Source organism: Pseudomonas fluorescens (assembly GCF_018614655.1).
GTDB lineage: Bacteria > Pseudomonadota > Gammaproteobacteria > Pseudomonadales > Pseudomonadaceae > Aquipseudomonas > Aquipseudomonas fluorescens_BX.
Genome location: NZ_JAGGOG010000002.1, coordinates 107,246 through 123,722 on the forward strand (window position 1 = coordinate 107,246; position 16,477 = coordinate 123,722).

The 16,477-nt window shown below is 60.7% G+C and carries 13 protein-coding genes; 9 read left to right on the plus strand and 4 right to left on the minus strand.

Features of this window, described 5'->3' with window-relative positions; translation table 11 throughout:
• Nucleotides 1–13: 13 nt before the first annotated feature.
• The 8 genes from J7E41_RS01305 to J7E41_RS01340 are packed head-to-tail and all read left to right on the plus strand — an operon-like array spanning nucleotide 14 to nucleotide 6,526.
• Nucleotides 14–1,261 carry an NAD(P)/FAD-dependent oxidoreductase gene (locus J7E41_RS01305; RefSeq protein WP_353049385.1) on the plus strand — a complete coding sequence of 416 codons (1,248 nt, stop codon included), beginning with the start codon at nucleotides 14–16 and terminating at the stop codon, nucleotides 1,259–1,261.
• A complete protein-coding gene (locus J7E41_RS01310; RefSeq protein WP_214989619.1) occupies nucleotides 1,258–2,007 on the plus strand; it encodes a class I SAM-dependent methyltransferase in 750 nt (249 codons plus the stop codon). The genes J7E41_RS01305 and J7E41_RS01310 overlap by 4 nt, the downstream gene beginning before the upstream one ends.
• Nucleotides 2,004–2,486 (plus strand): hypothetical protein, encoded by a 483-nt coding sequence (locus tag J7E41_RS01315; protein ID WP_214989620.1) that lies wholly within the window; start codon nucleotides 2,004–2,006, stop codon nucleotides 2,484–2,486. Before J7E41_RS01310 ends, J7E41_RS01315 begins: the two co-directional genes overlap by 4 nt.
• On the plus strand, nucleotides 2,483–3,661 hold the full coding sequence (locus J7E41_RS01320) for a beta-ketoacyl-[acyl-carrier-protein] synthase family protein (protein WP_214989621.1): 1,179 nt from the start codon (nucleotides 2,483–2,485) through the stop codon (nucleotides 3,659–3,661). Before J7E41_RS01315 ends, J7E41_RS01320 begins: the two co-directional genes overlap by 4 nt.
• Nucleotides 3,658–4,119 (plus strand): ApeP family dehydratase, encoded by a 462-nt coding sequence (locus J7E41_RS01325; RefSeq protein WP_214989622.1) that lies wholly within the window; start codon nucleotides 3,658–3,660, stop codon nucleotides 4,117–4,119. Before J7E41_RS01320 ends, J7E41_RS01325 begins: the two co-directional genes overlap by 4 nt.
• Entirely contained in the window at nucleotides 4,116–4,844 is a 729-nt protein-coding gene (gene fabG / locus J7E41_RS01330) for a 3-oxoacyl-ACP reductase FabG (RefSeq protein ID WP_155582878.1), read from the plus strand. Before J7E41_RS01325 ends, fabG begins: the two co-directional genes overlap by 4 nt.
• Nucleotides 4,844–6,070 (plus strand): beta-ketoacyl-ACP synthase, encoded by a 1,227-nt coding sequence (locus J7E41_RS01335; RefSeq protein WP_214989623.1) that lies wholly within the window; start codon nucleotides 4,844–4,846, stop codon nucleotides 6,068–6,070. Before fabG ends, J7E41_RS01335 begins: the two co-directional genes overlap by 1 nt.
• Before the next feature lie 27 nt (nucleotides 6,071–6,097).
• Nucleotides 6,098–6,526 carry a hypothetical protein gene (locus J7E41_RS01340; RefSeq protein WP_214989624.1) on the plus strand — a complete coding sequence of 143 codons (429 nt, stop codon included), beginning with the start codon at nucleotides 6,098–6,100 and terminating at the stop codon, nucleotides 6,524–6,526.
• A 133-nt stretch (nucleotides 6,527–6,659) separates the two neighbouring features.
• On the opposite strand, the gene J7E41_RS01345 is transcribed toward J7E41_RS01340, so the two are convergent.
• A complete protein-coding gene (locus J7E41_RS01345) occupies nucleotides 6,660–7,592 on the minus strand; it encodes a LysR family transcriptional regulator (protein WP_214989625.1) in 933 nt (310 codons plus the stop codon).
• Between the two features lie 171 nt (nucleotides 7,593–7,763).
• Here J7E41_RS01345 and J7E41_RS01350 point away from each other — a divergent pair, with 171 nt between their 5' ends.
• Nucleotides 7,764–8,990 carry an MFS transporter gene (locus J7E41_RS01350; protein ID WP_251029303.1) on the plus strand — a complete coding sequence of 409 codons (1,227 nt, stop codon included), beginning with the start codon at nucleotides 7,764–7,766 and terminating at the stop codon, nucleotides 8,988–8,990.
• 54 nt (nucleotides 8,991–9,044) lie between these two features.
• Here the strand turns inward: J7E41_RS01350 and hemE are convergent, their stop codons facing one another.
• The 3 genes from hemE to gltB all read right to left on the minus strand — a co-directional run bounded on the left by hemE (nucleotide 9,045) and on the right by gltB (nucleotide 16,252).
• A complete protein-coding gene (gene hemE / locus J7E41_RS01355; protein ID WP_087692524.1) occupies nucleotides 9,045–10,112 on the minus strand; it encodes a uroporphyrinogen decarboxylase in 1,068 nt (355 codons plus the stop codon).
• Between the two features lie 243 nt (nucleotides 10,113–10,355).
• Entirely contained in the window at nucleotides 10,356–11,774 is a 1,419-nt protein-coding gene (locus J7E41_RS01360; RefSeq protein WP_003209353.1) for an FAD-dependent oxidoreductase, read from the minus strand.
• A gap of 32 nt (nucleotides 11,775–11,806) precedes the next feature.
• The gene (gene gltB / locus J7E41_RS01365) at nucleotides 11,807–16,252 is read right to left on the minus strand and encodes a glutamate synthase large subunit (RefSeq protein WP_214989627.1); all 4,446 of its coding nucleotides are present in this window, start codon (nucleotides 16,250–16,252) and stop codon (nucleotides 11,807–11,809) included.
• Between the last annotated feature and the right edge of the window lie 225 nt (nucleotides 16,253–16,477).

The window sequence follows — 16,477 nt, forward strand, 5'->3', positions numbered from 1 at the left end:
GCAAGGAGCCCTCGTGCCCACAGTTGAAATGGAACGTCGCCAGGTCGTGGTGATTGGGGCCGGCCCGTCCGGCGCCATTGCTGCCGCCCTGCTCAAACGTAACGGGCATGATGTCTTGATCATCGAACGCCAGTACTTCCCGCGCTTCTCCATCGGCGAAAGCCTGCTGTCCCACTGCATCGACTTCATCGAAGAGGCCGGGATGCTGGAGGCAGTCAACGCGGCGGGTTTCCAGGTAAAAACCGGCGCCGCGTTTACCTGGGGCGAGCGCCACAGTGCCTTCGATTTCGGCGATACTTTCAGCAACGGCAAACCCACCACGTTCCAGGTACAGCGTGCTGACTTCGACAAGTTGCTGGCCGACCAGGCTGAGTTGCAAGGGGTGGAAATCCGCTACGGCGAGACCATCATCGGCATCGACTTTGCTGCGGGCAGTCGCTACCTGCATGTCCGTCGGGAGAACGGCAGCGAGTATCACCTCAAGGCCGGTTTCGTGCTCGACGCCAGCGGCTATGGCCGCGTGTTGCCGCGCCTGCTGGACCTGGAAGCAGCCTCGAATTTCCCGTTGCGCCAAGCGGTGTTTACCCACATCGAAGACCACATCGAACACCCGGGATTTGATCGCACCAAGATCCTCATCACCACTCACCCGACAAAGCGCGATATCTGGTTCTGGACCATCCCGTTCAGCAACGGGCGCTGTTCAGTGGGCGTGGTCGCCGCCAGGGAGCATTTCGACAGTCGCGATACCGACCTCGATGCCTGCTTGCGCAGCTTTATCGATGAAACGCCGAGCCTGTCTACAGTGCTGGAAAATGCTGTCTGGGATACCCCAGCGCGCACCATCGGCGGCTACTCGGCCAACGTCAAAACCTTGCACGGCCCGGGCTTCGCGCTGCTGGGCAATGCCGCGGAATTTCTCGACCCGGTGTTCTCTTCAGGCGTGACCATTGCCATGCGCTCGGCGAGCATGGCGGCAGGCCTGTTGCATCGTCAGTTGCAGGGTGAACCTATCGACTGGCAAACCCAGTTCGCCGAGCCGTTGAAGCGCGGTGTCGACACCTTCCGCTGCTACGTCGAAGGCTGGTACGCCGGGACTTTCCAGGATGTGATTTTCCATCCCGACAGCTCCCCGGCGATTCGACGGATGATCAGTTCGATCCTCGCCGGTTACGCCTGGGATGAGCGTAATCCGTTTGTCAGCGAACCAAAGCGGCGGTTACGGATGTTGTCGGAAATCTGTGCAGGGGATGCGGTGTGAGCAGTTCTTCTTATCAAAAAGAGTACTTGAGCAAAAACTACGTCGAGGAGACCAAGTTCGGCTTCTGGTTCCTGCGCAGCCACACCTGGCAGCATCACGTGTTGCGGGTGGCCATCAATGACCTGCGCAGCCTGTTCAGCGATCCCTTGCCGGCCGCTCCGGTGCTGCTGGATGCCGGCTGTGGCCAGGGCAAGTCGTTCCAGTATTTGCAGCAGGTGTTTGCACCCCAGCGTTTGATCGGCCTGGACGCCGACCCCCACAGCCTGGAGTTGAGCCGCGTCGAAGCCGAGCGCCAAGGCCTGGCCATCGAGTTAATCGGCAGCGACTGCGCCACCCTCAACGTCGCCGACGCGAGTGTTGATATCCTGTTCTGCCACCAGACCTTCCATCATCTGGTGGAACAGCAGCGAGCGCTGACGGAGTTCTATCGGGTGCTCAAGCCCGGTGGTTATCTGCTGTTCGCCGAGTCCACCGAGGCCTATATCGATACCTGGGTGATTCGCTGGCTGTTCCGGCATCCCATGCACGTGCAAAAAAGCGCTGAAGAATACCTGGAGATGATTCGTGAACAGGGCTTCGAATTCGGCCCGCAGAATGTTTCGTACCCGTACTTGTGGTGGAGCCGCTCCGCGGATTTCGGCTTGCTGGAGCGTTGGGGCCTGCGTCGCCCGAAACCCTTTGGCGAACGGGAAGAAACCCTGGTCAATGTGGTCGCCCGCAAACCCCTGGCAGGTGCCGGGCAATGATCCGCATGCTACTGATGGGTTGTATGTTGGTGCTGAGCGCCTGCGCCAGCCAGCCACCGTTGCCAACCCATAACCCGACCTTGAGCTTGCCGCTGCAATTGCATGTGGTGCGTGAGCAGGACGGCCAGCGCCAGGACTGGCTGCTGGTGATCCAGCATGAAGACGGCGGGATCCGCTGGTCAATGATGGACCCGCTGGGCATTCCCCTGGCCCGGCAGAAGTTGATCAACGGTGCCTGGCAGGCTGATGGCCTGCTGCCGCCCAACTCTCAGGCTCGGGAGCTGTTTGCTGCCTTGCTGTTTGCCCTGACGTCGGCGGATGAAGTCTCCACGCTGTATCCTGGCACTCAGGAAATAGACCTGACACGCACCCTCCCGTCCCGCTGGCAGATCACTTATCACTCCTCCCTGGTGTTTCGCGTGAACCTGCCTGGGCAACACCTGATCTACCACATCAGCCCGCTTGAGACCGCCCGATGACTGTCTACCTCAACGCCCTCGGGGTCATCTGTGCCCTGGGTCGCGACAAGCGTGAAGTCAGCCGCAACCTGTTTGCCGGTGACTGCTCAGGCATGCGCGATGAAGGCGGCTGGGTGCCGGAACGCGTGTTGCCGGTGGCGGGCGTACACGGTGAGCTGGCGGCAGTCCCGTCTGGGCTGGAACAACAAAGCAGCCGCAATAACCAGCTGTTGCTGGAAGCAGCATTGCAGATCCATGACCAGATCCAGCACGCGATCCAGACCTTTGGCGCGTCCCGGATCGGCATCATCCTCGGCACCAGCACCTCGGGGATCGATGAAGCCAGCCGCGGCATCGCCCATTTCCTGGGCAACCAACAGTTCCCCAGCGACTATAACTACCAGCAACAGGAACTCAGCGCCCCGGCCACCTTTCTCGCCGACTGGCTGCAAACCAGCGGCCCGGCCTATGTGATTTCCACCGCTTGCACCTCCGGCGCACGTGCGTTGATGAGCGCCCAGCGCCTGCTGGACCTTGGCATGTGCGACGCAGTGCTATGCGGCGGTGTCGACAGCCTGTGCAAGCTGACCCTCAATGGATTCACGTCCCTGGAGGCGGTCAGCCAGCAACGCTGCAATCCGTTTTCGGTCAATCGCAATGGCATCAACATCGGTGAAGCCGCTGCGCTGTTTCTCATGAGCAAAGTACCGGGCCCCATCGCCCTGCTAGGCAGCGGCGCCAGTTGCGACGCCCACCATATTTCCGCCCCGGACCCGACCGGCAAAGGCGCGCTGCTGGCGATGGGCAAGGCCTTGGCCAGCGCCCACCTGGCGCCTGAACAGATCGGCTACCTGAACCTGCACGGCACTGCGACCCAGCACAACGACGCCATGGAAAGCTTGGCGGTGGCCAGCCTGTTTCCAAACGGCGTGGCCTGTTCATCGACCAAACCCATGACCGGTCACACGCTGGGGGCGGCCGGTGCGCTGGAAGCCGCGTTCTGCTGGCTGAGCCTGTCCGCTGACAACACCGCCCATGCCTTGCCGCCTCATGTCTGGGATGGCCAGGCCGACCCAGCGCTGCCGGCCTTGCAGTGGGTCACACCCGCACACACCCTGGAAAAACGCTGCCTGATGAGCAATTCCTTCGCCTTTGGCGGCAACAACGTCAGCCTGATTATCGGAGACGCCCCATGATCGCTTGGCCGCTCGCCGAACTGCTGCCCCATGCCGGTGACATGATTCTGATCGATCAGGTCCTGGCGTTCGATGAAGAGCAGATTCATACCCGCCTCACCGTCAAACCCGACGGCCTGTTCAACCGTCCCGACGGTAGCTTGCCGGCCTGGGTCGGCATTGAGTTGATGGCGCAAAGTGTCGCCGCCTACGCCGGTTGCCATGCGCGTCAGAAGGGTGAGGCGGTGGCGCTGGGATTCCTGTTGGGCACCCGCAAATATGAATGCAATGTCGAGCACTTTCCCGCCGGCACCGAATTGACCATTCACGGCCTGCGCTCCCTGGAAGACGACAATGGCATGGGTGTGTTCGAATGCCACCTCACCGGGGACGGCATCCAGGCCAATGCACGCTTGAACGTATTTCGACCGCCCCATGCGGCCAATTATTTAGATGAATCGAAGGACACAACGCCATGACTGAATCCGTTCTGGTTACCGGCTCCAGCCGTGGTATCGGTCGCGCCATTGCCCTGCGCCTGGCCCAGGCCGGCCATGACATCGTGCTGCATTGCCGCAGCGGTCGTGCCGAAGCGGATGCCGTGCAAGCTGAAGTTGAAGCACTGGGCCGCAAGGCTCGGGTGTTGCAATTCGACGTTTCGGATCGCGCCGCCTGCAAGCAAATCCTCGAAGCCGACGTAGAAACACATGGCGCCTACTACGGTGTGGTGCTCAATGCCGGGTTGACCCGCGACGGCGCGTTTCCAGCACTGTCGGAAGAGGACTGGGACGTGGTGATGCGCACCAACCTCGACGGTTTCTACAACGTGCTGCACCCGGTGATGATGCCGATGATTCGTCGTCGTGCTGCCGGACGGATAGTCTGCATTACCTCGGTTTCCGGGTTGATCGGCAATCGCGGCCAGGTCAACTACAGTGCTTCCAAGGCCGGTTTGATCGGCGCAGCCAAGGCCCTGGCTATCGAGCTGGGCAAGCGCAAGATCACCGTCAACTGCGTGGCTCCCGGGCTGATCGACACGGCGATGCTGGATGAAAACGTACCGGTGGAAGAACTGATGAAGATGATCCCGGCCCAACGCATGGGCACCCCGGAAGAAGTCGCCGGCGCAGTGAATTTCCTGATGTCGGCAGAAGCCGGCTACATCACTCGCCAGGTGCTGGCCGTCAATGGAGGCCTGTGTTGATGAAGCGCGTGGTTGTCACCGGCATGGCCGGCATCACCTCACTGGGTAGCGATTGGGCCAGCATCGCCGCTAACTTTCGCGCTAACCGCAGCGGCATCCGGCGCATGGATGAGTGGGATCGTTTCAGCGAATTGAATACACGGTTGGCCGGGCCTATCGACGATTTCGTCGTGCCGGCCCACTGGACCCGCAAGCAACTGCGCAGCATGGGCCGGGTGTCGCGCCTGGCGGTGTGGGCCGCTGAACAGGCGTTGCAGGATGCCGGTTTGCTCGGTGACGAATCGATCAAGGATGGGCGCATGGGCGTCGCCTGCGGTTCGTCCACCGGCAGCACTGACGAGATCAAGGCCTTCGGCAATATGCTGCTGAACTCGGTGGCCGAGGGGCTGAATGCCAACTCCTACGTGCGGATGATGCCTCACACCACCGCCGCCAATATCAGCATCTTCTTCGGCCTTACCGGGCGGCTGATCCCAACGTCCAGCGCCTGCACCAGCGGCAGCCAGGGCATCGGCTATGCCTATGAAGCCATCAAGTTCGGCCGCCTGCCGCTGATGCTCGCCGGCGGCGCCGAAGAACTGTGCCCCACCGAGGCCATGGTGTTCGATGCGCTGTACGCCACCAGCCTGAAAAACGACGCCCCGCAAACCAGCCCGCGCCCCTACGACAGTGGCCGTGATGGCCTGGTGATCGGCGAAGGCGGCGGCATGCTGGTGCTCGAAGAGCTGGAACACGCGTTGGCCCGTGGTGCACATATCCACGCAGAGATCGTCGGTTTCGGCAGCAATGCCGACGGCCAACACACCACCCGCCCCGAACAGACCACCATGCGCCGGGCCATGGAACTGGCCCTGGAAGACGCAGGCCTTACGCCGGCGGCCATCGGCTACGTCAACGGCCACGGCACCGCTACTGAACAGGGCGATATCGCCGAAACCCAGGCCACCAGCAGCCTGTTCGGCAGCCGCATGCCCATCAGCTCGCAGAAGAGCTTCCTCGGCCATACCTTGGGTGCCTGCGGCGCGTTGGAATCCTGGTTCAGTATTGAGATGATGAACAGCAACCAGTACGTGCACACCTTCAACCTCGACGAGGTCGACCCGCGTTGCGGCGAACTGGATTACCTGCGCAGCGAGTTCCGCGAGCTGCACAACGACTACGTGATGAACAACAACTTTGCCTTTGGCGGCGTCAACACCTCGCTGATCTTTCGCCGCTGGCCGTAAGCTTTTTTATTGATTGGAGAAAACGGAATGTCTTCCTTGCTACGCGCAACACTGATCACCCTGGCCCTGCTGACCACGGCTGGCTGCACCAACAAACCGGTGCTCAACACCCAACACGACCTGCCGACGCAGGTCAGTGACGAAAAAATGAAACAGGCCATCGTCGCAGCCCTGGAAAAGCGCGAATGGACGGTACAACGCCTCAGCCCGCAACTGATCCAGGCCGAGATCACCGTGCGCAATCAATTCCATGCTGAAATCGACATCCGCTACACCCGCAACAGCTACGCCATCACCTACCGCGACAGCCGCGACCTGGGCTACAAGGACGGCAAGATTCATCGCAACTACAACCGTTGGATCAGCATGCTGGATCGGGACATCCTGGCGGGATTGCGCTCCACTGGTGTGAGTTCAGCGCCGCAAGTGTTGCCGCAGACCGGGGCCGCTAAGTAAAACTGAAGCATCAGAAACGACAAAGGGCGCCCTGTGGCGAGGGGGCTTGCCGGACCGCCGTATCGCCCCCGTTGGGCTGCGCAGCAGCCCCAATAGGCTCGTTGAGTTTTCAGATAGATCGAGATGGCAGGTTTTAGGGCTGCTTCGCAGCCCAACGAGGGCGATACGGCGGTCCGGCAAGCCCCCTCGCCACAAGCAACTCGACAAACGCCTTGGCCATCGGCGATTGCTGGTCCTTGCGCTGCACCAGCCACACCGCCGTCATCGCTTGCGGATCAAGCAATGTGCGGTAGACCACGCCGTCGATGCGCATTCGCTGATACGACGCCGGCAATACCGAAACCCCCAGTCCCGCCGCCACCAAACCAATAATCGTCATCGCTTCCCCCGCTTCCTGGGCGAAATGCGGGCTGAAGCCAGCGTCACGGGCCAGGTTGAGCAACTGTGCGTACAAACCACTGCCATAAGTCCGTGGAAAAAACACAAACGGCTCTTCGGCCAATTGCGCCAGGTGCAAGCCGCGCTCGCTCCCTTCTACCAACGGATGACCTGCGCTCAGCACGGCCACCAACGGCTCGCGCATCAACTCCACCACGCTCAACGAATCAGGCAACGGCAACGGCCGCATCAGCCCCACTTGAATTGATTCATCCACCAACGACTCGGCCACTTGGGTGCTGCTCATCTCCTGCAGATTCAGTTGCACCGCCGGGAATGCCTGGCGAAAGGCGAAGATCGCCTGTGGGATGCTGGAGTTGAACGGTGCAGAAGAGGTGAAGCCGATCTTCAATTCCCCCAGTTCACCTAACTGTGCCCGGCGCGCCACATCCGCCGCTTTATTAACCTGAGCCAGCACCAGCCGCGCCTCTTGCAGGAACAGCCGTCCCGCTTCGCTCAGCTCAACCCGACGATTGGTACGCTCAAATAACCGTGCGCCAACCTCCTGCTCCAGTGCCTGAATCTGCTGGCTCAGCGGCGGCTGGGAAATACCCAGCACCTGCGCGGCGCGGCCAAAATGCAGCTCTTCAGCCACGGCGATGAAGTAACGCAGATGGCGCAATTCCATGAAAACCCCATTAGGTCGTAAAAGCTATCAAACAGGTCGAACAATATATTGGAAAGAATCATTAGGGAGCTATATTCTTTTTATATTGCCAGCCCTGGCAGTCTTTCCTCCCCGAGGTCCCGCGTGAAATCTGCTGTCGCTCCACTTGCTCAAGAACGCCCACCCACTGCCCTGGATGAGGTGGTGGCACAGCTCAATGAGCAGTACATCGAAAAAGGCACGCCGATGTTCATGCGCACGGTGCTGGCGCTGTTTTCCGGCGGTTTCGCCACGTTCGCCCTGCTCTATTGCGTACAGCCGATGATGCCCGCGCTGTCCCACGAGTTTTCCATCAATGCGGCGCAGAGCAGCCTGATTCTCTCAGTCGCGACCGCCATGCTCGCCTTTGGTCTGCTGATCACCGGACCGATTTCCGACCGTCTCGGGCGCAAGCCAGTGATGGTCGCCGCACTGTTCTGTGCCGCACTGTGCACCATCGCCAGCGGCCTGATGCCGACCTGGGAAGGCATCCTGCTGATGCGGGCGCTGCTGGGCCTGTCCCTCAGTGGCCTGGCAGCGGTGGCGATGACCTACCTGAGCGAAGAGATCCACCCACAACACATCGGCTTGGCGATGGGCCTGTATATCGGCGGCAACGCTATCGGCGGCATGAGCGGGCGCTTGATCATCGGCGTGCTGATCGACTTTGTCAGTTGGCACACGGCGATGTTGATCATCGGCGCCTTGGCACTGATCGCCGCCACGGTGTTCTGGAAAATCCTCCCCGAATCGCGCAACTTCCGCGCCACCAGCCTCAAGCCCCGCAACCTGCTGGACGGCTTTGTCATGCACTTCAAGGACGCCGGCCTGCCGTGGCTGTTCCTGGAAGCCTTCCTGCTGATGGGCAGCTTCGTCACCCTGTTCAACTACATCGGCTATCGTTTGCTGGCCGACCCGTATGACCTGAGCCAAGCCGTCGTCGGATTGCTGTCGCTGGTGTACCTTTCGGGCATCTACAGCTCGGCAAAGATTGGCTCCCTGGCTGACCGCCTGGGCCGCCGCCGTGTGCTGTGGGCCACCATCGTACTGATGCTCGCCGGTATCGCCCTGACGTTGTTCACGCCGCTGGTGCTGGTGGTCATCGGCATGCTGATGTTCACGTTCGGCTTCTTCGGCGCCCACTCGGTGGCCAGCAGCTGGATCGGCCGCCGAGCGCTAAAGGCCAAGGGGCAGGCATCGTCCTTGTACCTGTTCAGCTACTACGTCGGGTCCAGTATTGCCGGTACCGCCGGTGGGTTCTTCTGGCACTACGCCGGATGGAACGGAATTGGTGCGTTTATCGTGGCATTGTTGATCGTCGCGTTGCTGGTGGCGTTGAAGCTGGCGAAGTTGCCGCCATTGGGTGAAGTGAAAGCCTGACACGCGGTCATAAAAAAGCCCGGCATAAGCCGGGCTTTTTTTATTGGGCGACGATCACTCGTGATACTGCGCCGACAACTCATGCACCGCCCGCAGGAACGCGCCTGCGTGCTCCGGATCCACTTCCGGGGTGATCCCGTGACCGAGGTTGAAGACATGGCCGCTGCCCTTGCCATAGCTGGCGAGGATACGGCCGACTTCAGTGCGGATGGCTTCCGGCTTGGCGTAGAGCACGGTCGGGTCCATGTTGCCCTGCAGCGCAACCTTGTTACCCACGCGACGGCGGGCTTCGCCGAGGTCGCAGGTCCAGTCCAGGCCCAACGCATCAGCACCCGCATCGGCGATGCTTTCCAACCACAGGCCACCGCCCTTGGTGAACATGATGACCGGCACTTTTCGGCCCTCATGTTCGCGGATCAGGCCGCTGACGATTTTGCGCATGTAGGCCAGGGAAAATTCCTGATACGCCGCCGCCGACAGGTTGCCGCCCCAGGTGTCGAAGATCTGCACGGCCTGGGCGCCGGCCATGATCTGGCCGTTGAGGTAGGACGTGACCGACTGTGCCAGCTTGTCCAGCAGCAGGTGCATGGCTTGCGGGTTGTCGTAGAGCATGGCTTTGGTCTTGCGGAAGTCTTTCGACGAGCCGCCTTCGACCATATAGGTGGCCAGGGTCCATGGGCTGCCGGAGAAGCCGATCAGCGGCACGCGGCCATTGAGCTCGCGGCGGATGGTGCTGACGGCGTCCATGACGTAGCCCAGGTCCTTGTGAGGGTCAGGAATCGGCAGGGCTTCGATGTCGGCCAGAGTGCTGACGACCTTCTTGAAACGCGGACCTTCGCCGGTTTCGAAGTACAGGCCCTGGCCCATGGCGTCAGGGATGGTCAGGATATCGGAGAAAAGGATGGCCGCATCCAGTTGTGGATAACGGTCCAGCGGTTGCATCGTGACTTCGCAGGCGAACTCCGGGTTCATGCACAGGCTCATGAAGTCGCCGGCGTGGGCGCGACTGGCGCGGTATTCCGGCAGGTAGCGACCGGCCTGACGCATCATCCACACAGGGGTGACGTCCACGGGTTGCTTGAGCAGGGCACGAAGGAAACGGTCGTTCTTGAGGGCAGTCATGTCGGCATCCGCAAAAAAAGTGCGGGCATTTTCTCAGAGCGCGACGCAAAAGGCACGGCAAGAGCTGTGCCTTTTGTCTATCGGGTCAATTTGTCGCGGTAGCTTGAACACACCGCAAAACAAATGTGGGAGCGGGCTTGCTCGCGAAAGCGGTGGGGCAGCCAATACATATGGTGGCTGATAAACCGCATTCGCGAGCAAGCCTGCTCCGACATTTTGATCCCATTTCAACTCGGGATCAGGTCAGACCTGCAGGTAATCCAGGATCCCTTCCGCGGCATTGCGCCCTTCGAAGATCGCGGTTACCACCAGATCAGAACCGCGAACCATATCGCCACCGGCGAAGATTTTCGGATTGCTGGTCTGGTGCTTGTACTGGCCTTGTTCCGGGGCCACGACGCGGCCCTGGCTGTCGGTCTGGATCTCGAACTGCTCAAACCATGGCGCCGGGCTTGGACGGAAACCGAAGGCGATGACCACAGCGTCAGCCGGGATGATCTCTTCGGAACCCGGGATCGGCTCAGGGCTGCGACGGCCACGGGCATCCGGTTCGCCGAGACGGGTCTCGACCACTTTCACGCCTTCGACACGGTCCTCGCCAACAATGGCGATCGGCTGGCGGTTGTAGAGGAATTTCACGCCTTCTTCCTTGGCGTTCTTCACCTCTTTGCGCGAGCCCGGCATGTTGGCCTCGTCACGACGATACGCACAGGTCACCGACTTGGCGCCCTGGCGAATCGAGGTACGGTTGCAGTCCATCGCGGTGTCACCACCGCCCAGTACCACGACCTTCTTGCCTTTCATGTCGACGAAATCTTCCGGCGACTTTTCAAAGCCCAGATTGCGGTTGACGTTGGCGATCAGGAAGTCCAAAGCGTCGTACACGCCCGGCAGGTCCTCACCGGCAAAGCCGCCCTTCATGTAGGTGTAAGTGCCCATGCCCATGAACACGGCATCGTATTCTTCGAGCAATTGCTCCATGGTCACGTCTTTGCCGATCTCGGTGTTGAGACGGAACTCGATGCCCATGCCGGTGAAGACTTCGCGACGATGGCTCAGTACGGTCTTTTCCAGCTTGAACTCGGGGATGCCGAAGGTCAGCAAGCCACCGATTTCCGGGTTCTTGTCGAACACCACCGGGGTCACGCCGCCACGCACCAGCACGTCGGCACAGCCCAGGCCCGCAGGGCCCGCACCGATGATCGCCACACGTTTGCCGGTCGGCTTGACCTTGGACATGTCCGGGCGCCAGCCCATGGCGAACGCGGTGTCGGTGATGTACTTCTCCACCGAACCGATGGTCACCGCGCCAAAGCCGTCGTTAAGGGTGCAGGCACCCTCGCACAGACGATCCTGTGGGCACACCCGGCCGCAGACTTCCGGCAAGGTATTGGTCTGGTGCGACAGTTCGGCGGCCGCGAGGATGTTGCCCTCGGCCACCAATTTGAGCCAGTTGGGAATGAAGTTGTGCACCGGGCACTTCCATTCGCAATACGGGTTACCGCACCCCAGGCAGCGGTGGGCCTGGTCAGCCGAGTGCTGGGGTTTGAAGGGCTCGTAGATTTCCACGAACTCTTTCTTGCGTTGACGCAACAGTTTCTTCTTCGGATCTTTGCGCCCGACATCGATGAACTGGAAGTCGTTATTCAGACGTTCAGCCATGTTAAAACCTCATCAAACTCTTCAGGCGCATATCACTGCGGATTGGCACGGATGCTGGAAAGCAACGATTTCAGGTTGGCAGCCTTGGGCTTGACCAGCCAGAAACGACGCAGGTAGTCATCGAGGTTTTCAGCGAGGTTACGACCCCATTCGCTGTTGGTTTCCTCGACATATTCGTCCAGCACATGCTGCAAGTGGTTGCGATAGGATTCCATCGCTTCGCCGCTGATCCGCTGGATCTCCACCAACTCGTGGTTGACCTTGTCGACGAAGGTGTTGTCCTGGTCCAGCACGTAGGCGAAACCGCCAGTCATGCCCGAACCGAAGTTGTAGCCGGTCTTGCCCAGCACCGCGACGAAGCCACCGGTCATGTACTCGCAGCAGTGATCGCCTGTGCCTTCCACAACTGTGTGAGCACCGGAGTTACGCACCGCGAAACGCTCACCGGCAGTACCGGCCGCAAACAGCTTGCCGCCGGTTGCGCCATACAGGCAGGTGTTGCCGATGATGGCACTGTCTTGAGTCTTGTAGACACTGCCGACAGGCGGGACGATCACCAGCTTGCCGCCAGTCATACCCTTACCCACGTAGTCGTTGGCGTCGCCTTCCAGGTACATGCTCAGGCCACCGGCGTTCCACACACCGAAACTCTGGCCCGCAGTGCCTTTGAAGCGGAAGGTGATTGGCGCCTTGGCCATGCCTTGGTTGCCGTGCTTGCGTGCGATTTCGCCGGAGATCCGCGCGCCGATGGAACGGTCGCAGTTGCAGATATCCAGGGCGAACTCACCACCGCTGGCGTCGTTGATCGAAGAGCTGGCCATCTCAACCATCTTCTCGGCCAGCAAGCCTTTGTCGAACGGCGGGTTGCGCTCCACCTGGCAGAATTGTGGCTTGTCTGCCGGGATGTGATCGCTGCCCAACAGCGGCGTCAGGTCCAGGTGCTGTTGCTTGGCGGTCTGACCCTCGAGGATGTCCAGCAGATCGGTACGGCCGATCAGCTCTTCCAGCGAACGCACGCCCAACTTGGCCAGCCACTCACGGGTTTCTTCGGCGACATAGGTGAAGAAATTCACCACCATGTCGACGGTACCGATGTAGTGATCCTTGCGCAGCTTCTCGTTCTGAGTCGCGACGCCGGTGGCGCAGTTGTTCAGGTGGCAGATGCGCAGGTATTTGCAACCCAGGGCGATCATTGGCGCGGTGCCGAAGCCGAAGCTTTCGGCGCCGAGGATCGCGGCCTTGATCACGTCGAGGCCGGTTTTCAGGCCGCCGTCGGTCTGTACCCGGACCTTGCCGCGCAGGTCGTTGCCGCGCAGGGTCTGGTGGGTTTCAGCCAGGCCCAGTTCCCATGGCGCGCCGGCGTATTTGATGGAGGTCAGCGGCGATGCGCCGGTGCCGCCGTCGTAGCCGGAGATGGTGATCAGGTCGGCATAGGCCTTGGCCACACCGGCGGCGATGGTGCCGACGCCGGCTTCTGCTACCAGTTTCACCGAGACCAGAGCCTTGGGGTTGACTTGTTTCAAGTCGAAAATCAGCTGCGACAAATCCTCGATGGAGTAGATGTCGTGGTGCGGCGGAGGCGAAATCAGGGTCACACCCGGCACTGCGTAACGCAGCTTGGCGATCAAACCGTTGACCTTGCCGCCGGGCAGTTGACCACCCTCACCCGGCTTGGCGCCCTGAGCAACCTTGATCTGCAGCACTTCGGCGTTGACCAGGTATTCGGGGGTCACACCAAAGCGGCCAGTGGCGACCTGCTTGATTTTCGAACTCTTGATGGTGCCGTAACGCGCCGGGTCTTCACCGCCTTCGCCGGAGTTGGAACGCGCACCCAGGCGGTTCATGGCTTCGGCCAGGGCTTCGTGAGCCTCAGGCGACAGAGCGCCCAGGGAAATGCCGGCGGAGTCGAAACGCTTGAGGATCGACTCCAGGGGTTCGATCTCACTGATGGCCAACGGCGTGTCCAGGGTTTTCACCTTGAACAGGTCGCGGATCATCGACACCGGGCGGTTATCCACCAGCGCGGTGTATTCCTTGAACTTGGCGTAGTCGCCTTGCTGCACGGCAGCTTGCAGAGTGCTGACCACGTCCGGGTTGTAGGCGTGGTATTCGCCACCGTGGACGAACTTCAGCAGGCCGCCTTGCTGGATCGGCTTGCGCGCACTCCAGGCTTCGGCCGCCAGGGCTTTCTGTTCGGCTTCGATGTCGACGAAACGCGCGCCCTTGATACGGCTCGGCACACCGCGGAAGCTCATGTCGCAGACTTCTTCCGACAGGCCGATGGCTTCGAACAACTGCGCACCGCGGTAGGACGTAACGGTGGAGATGCCCATCTTCGACAGGATCTTCAGCAGGCCCTTGGTGATGCCTTTACGGTAGTTCTTGAACACCTCGTAGAGGTCGCCCAGGACTTCGCCGGTACGGATCAGGTCGCCGAGCACTTCGTACGCCAGGAACGGGTACACCGCCGAGGCGCCGAAACCGATCAACACCGCGAAGTGGTGCGGGTCGCGGGCGGTGGCGGTTTCGACGAGGATGTTGGAGTCGCAGCGCAGGCCTTTTTCGGTCAGGCGGTGGTGCACCGCGCCGGTGGCCAGCGAGGCGTGGATCGGCAACTTGCCTGGCGCAATGTGACGGTCGGTCAGCACGATCTGGGTACGACCGGCACGCACGGCTTCTTCAGCCTGATCGGCAACATTACGCACAGCGGCTTCCAGGCCGAGGCTCTCGTCGTAGTTCAGGTCGATGATCTGCCGGTCGAAGCCCGGGCGGTCCAGGGTCATCAACGAACGCCACTTGGCCGGGGAAATGACCGGCGAGCTGAGGATCACGCGGGAAGCGTGCTCTGGCGATTCCTGGAAGATGTTGCGCTCGGCACCGAGGCACACTTCCAGGGACATGACGATGGCTTCGCGCAGCGGGTCGATCGGCGGGTTGGTTACCTGCGCGAACTGCTGGCGGAAATAGTCGTATGGCGTGCGCACGCGCTGGGACAGCACGGCCATTGGCGTGTCATCGCCCATGGAGCCGACGGCCTCGTAACCTTGCTCGCCCAATGGACGCAGCACCTGATCACGCTCCTCGAAAGTGACCTGGTACATCTTCATGTACTGCTTGAGCTGGTCGACATCGTAGAAAGCCGAACCGTGGTCGTTGTCTTCCATGGTCGCCTGGATGCGCAGAGCGTTCTTGCGCAGCCATTGCTTATACGGGTGACGGGACTTCAAGCGGTTGTCGATGGCGTCGGTGTCGAGGATCTGACCGGTTTCGGTGTCCACGGCCAGGATCTGGCCAGGACCTACGCGACCTTTGGCGATGACGTCTTCGGGTTGGTAGTTCCACACGCCGATTTCCGACGCCAGGGTGATGAAACCATTGGTGGTGGTGACCCAACGCGCCGGGCGCAGACCGTTACGGTCGAGCAGGCAGACGGCGTAACGACCGTCGGTCATGACCACACCGGCCGGGCCGTCCCACGGCTCCATGTGCATCGAGTTGTACTCATAGAACGCCCGCAGATCGGGGTCCATGGTTTCGACGTTCTGCCACGCAGGCGGAATGATCATGCGCACGCCACGGAACAGGTCAATCCCGCCGGTAACCATCAGTTCGAGCATGTTGTCCATGCTGGAGGAGTCGGAACCGACGCGGTTGACCAGCGGGCCGAGCTCTTCCAGGTCCATCAAATCGTTGGCGAACTTGGTGCGACGGGCCACAGCCCAGTTGCGGTTGCCGGTAATGGTGTTGATCTCGCCGTTGTGGGCGAGGAAGCGGAATGGCTGGGCCAACGGCCATTTCGGCAGGGTATTGGTGGAGAAGCGCTGGTGGAACACGCAGATCGCGGTTTGCAGGCGCTCGTCGCTCAGGTCTGGATAGAAGGCGGTCAAATCCGCCGGCATCATCAGGCCTTTATAAATGATGGTCTTGTGGGAAAAGCTGCAGATGTAGTGGTCAGTGTCCAAGGCGTTGGCCACGGACGAGCGACGACGGGAGGTGAACAGCTTGATCGCCATGTCCTGATCGCTCAGGCCATCGCCTGCGATGAACACTTGTTCGATCTGCGGCAGGCGCTCAAGGGCCAGGCGGCCAAGGACGCTGGTGTCGATCGGCACTTTGCGCCAGCCGACGAGCGTTAGGCCTGCGGCCAGAATCTCGCGGTTCATGTTCTCGCGAGCGGCTTCGGCTTTGACCGGGTCCTGGTTGAAAAACACCATCCCCACGGCGTACTGCTTGGGCAAATCGGCGCCGAAATGCTCTTTGGCAACGGCGCGCAGGAACTGGTCGGGCTTTTGAATCAGCAAGCCACAACCGTCACCGGTCTTGCCGTCGGCGTTGATCCCACCGCGGTGGGTCATGCAGGTCAGGGCCTCGATGGCCGTTTGCAAAAGGGTATGACTGGGCTCGCCCTGCATATGGGCTATCAGGCCGAAACCACAGTTATCCTTGAATTCATCGGGTTGGTACAGACCTGCTTTCATAGACACTTTCTCACCAGGCTGCCTCTTTTCATGAGGCAAATTTCTTTTCAATTCAACCGGTTACCTTCCACGCCGAACGTACGCCGGCTTAGCGGGGGCAAAAGGGAGGTCATTGTACACACCGACACAGACGCTCACAAATTTAGCGACGAAATGTCGCAAATCTATGTCGCATTTATGAAAGGTTTAAATCGATATGCTGTGCTAGTCAAAACTTTTTTAATT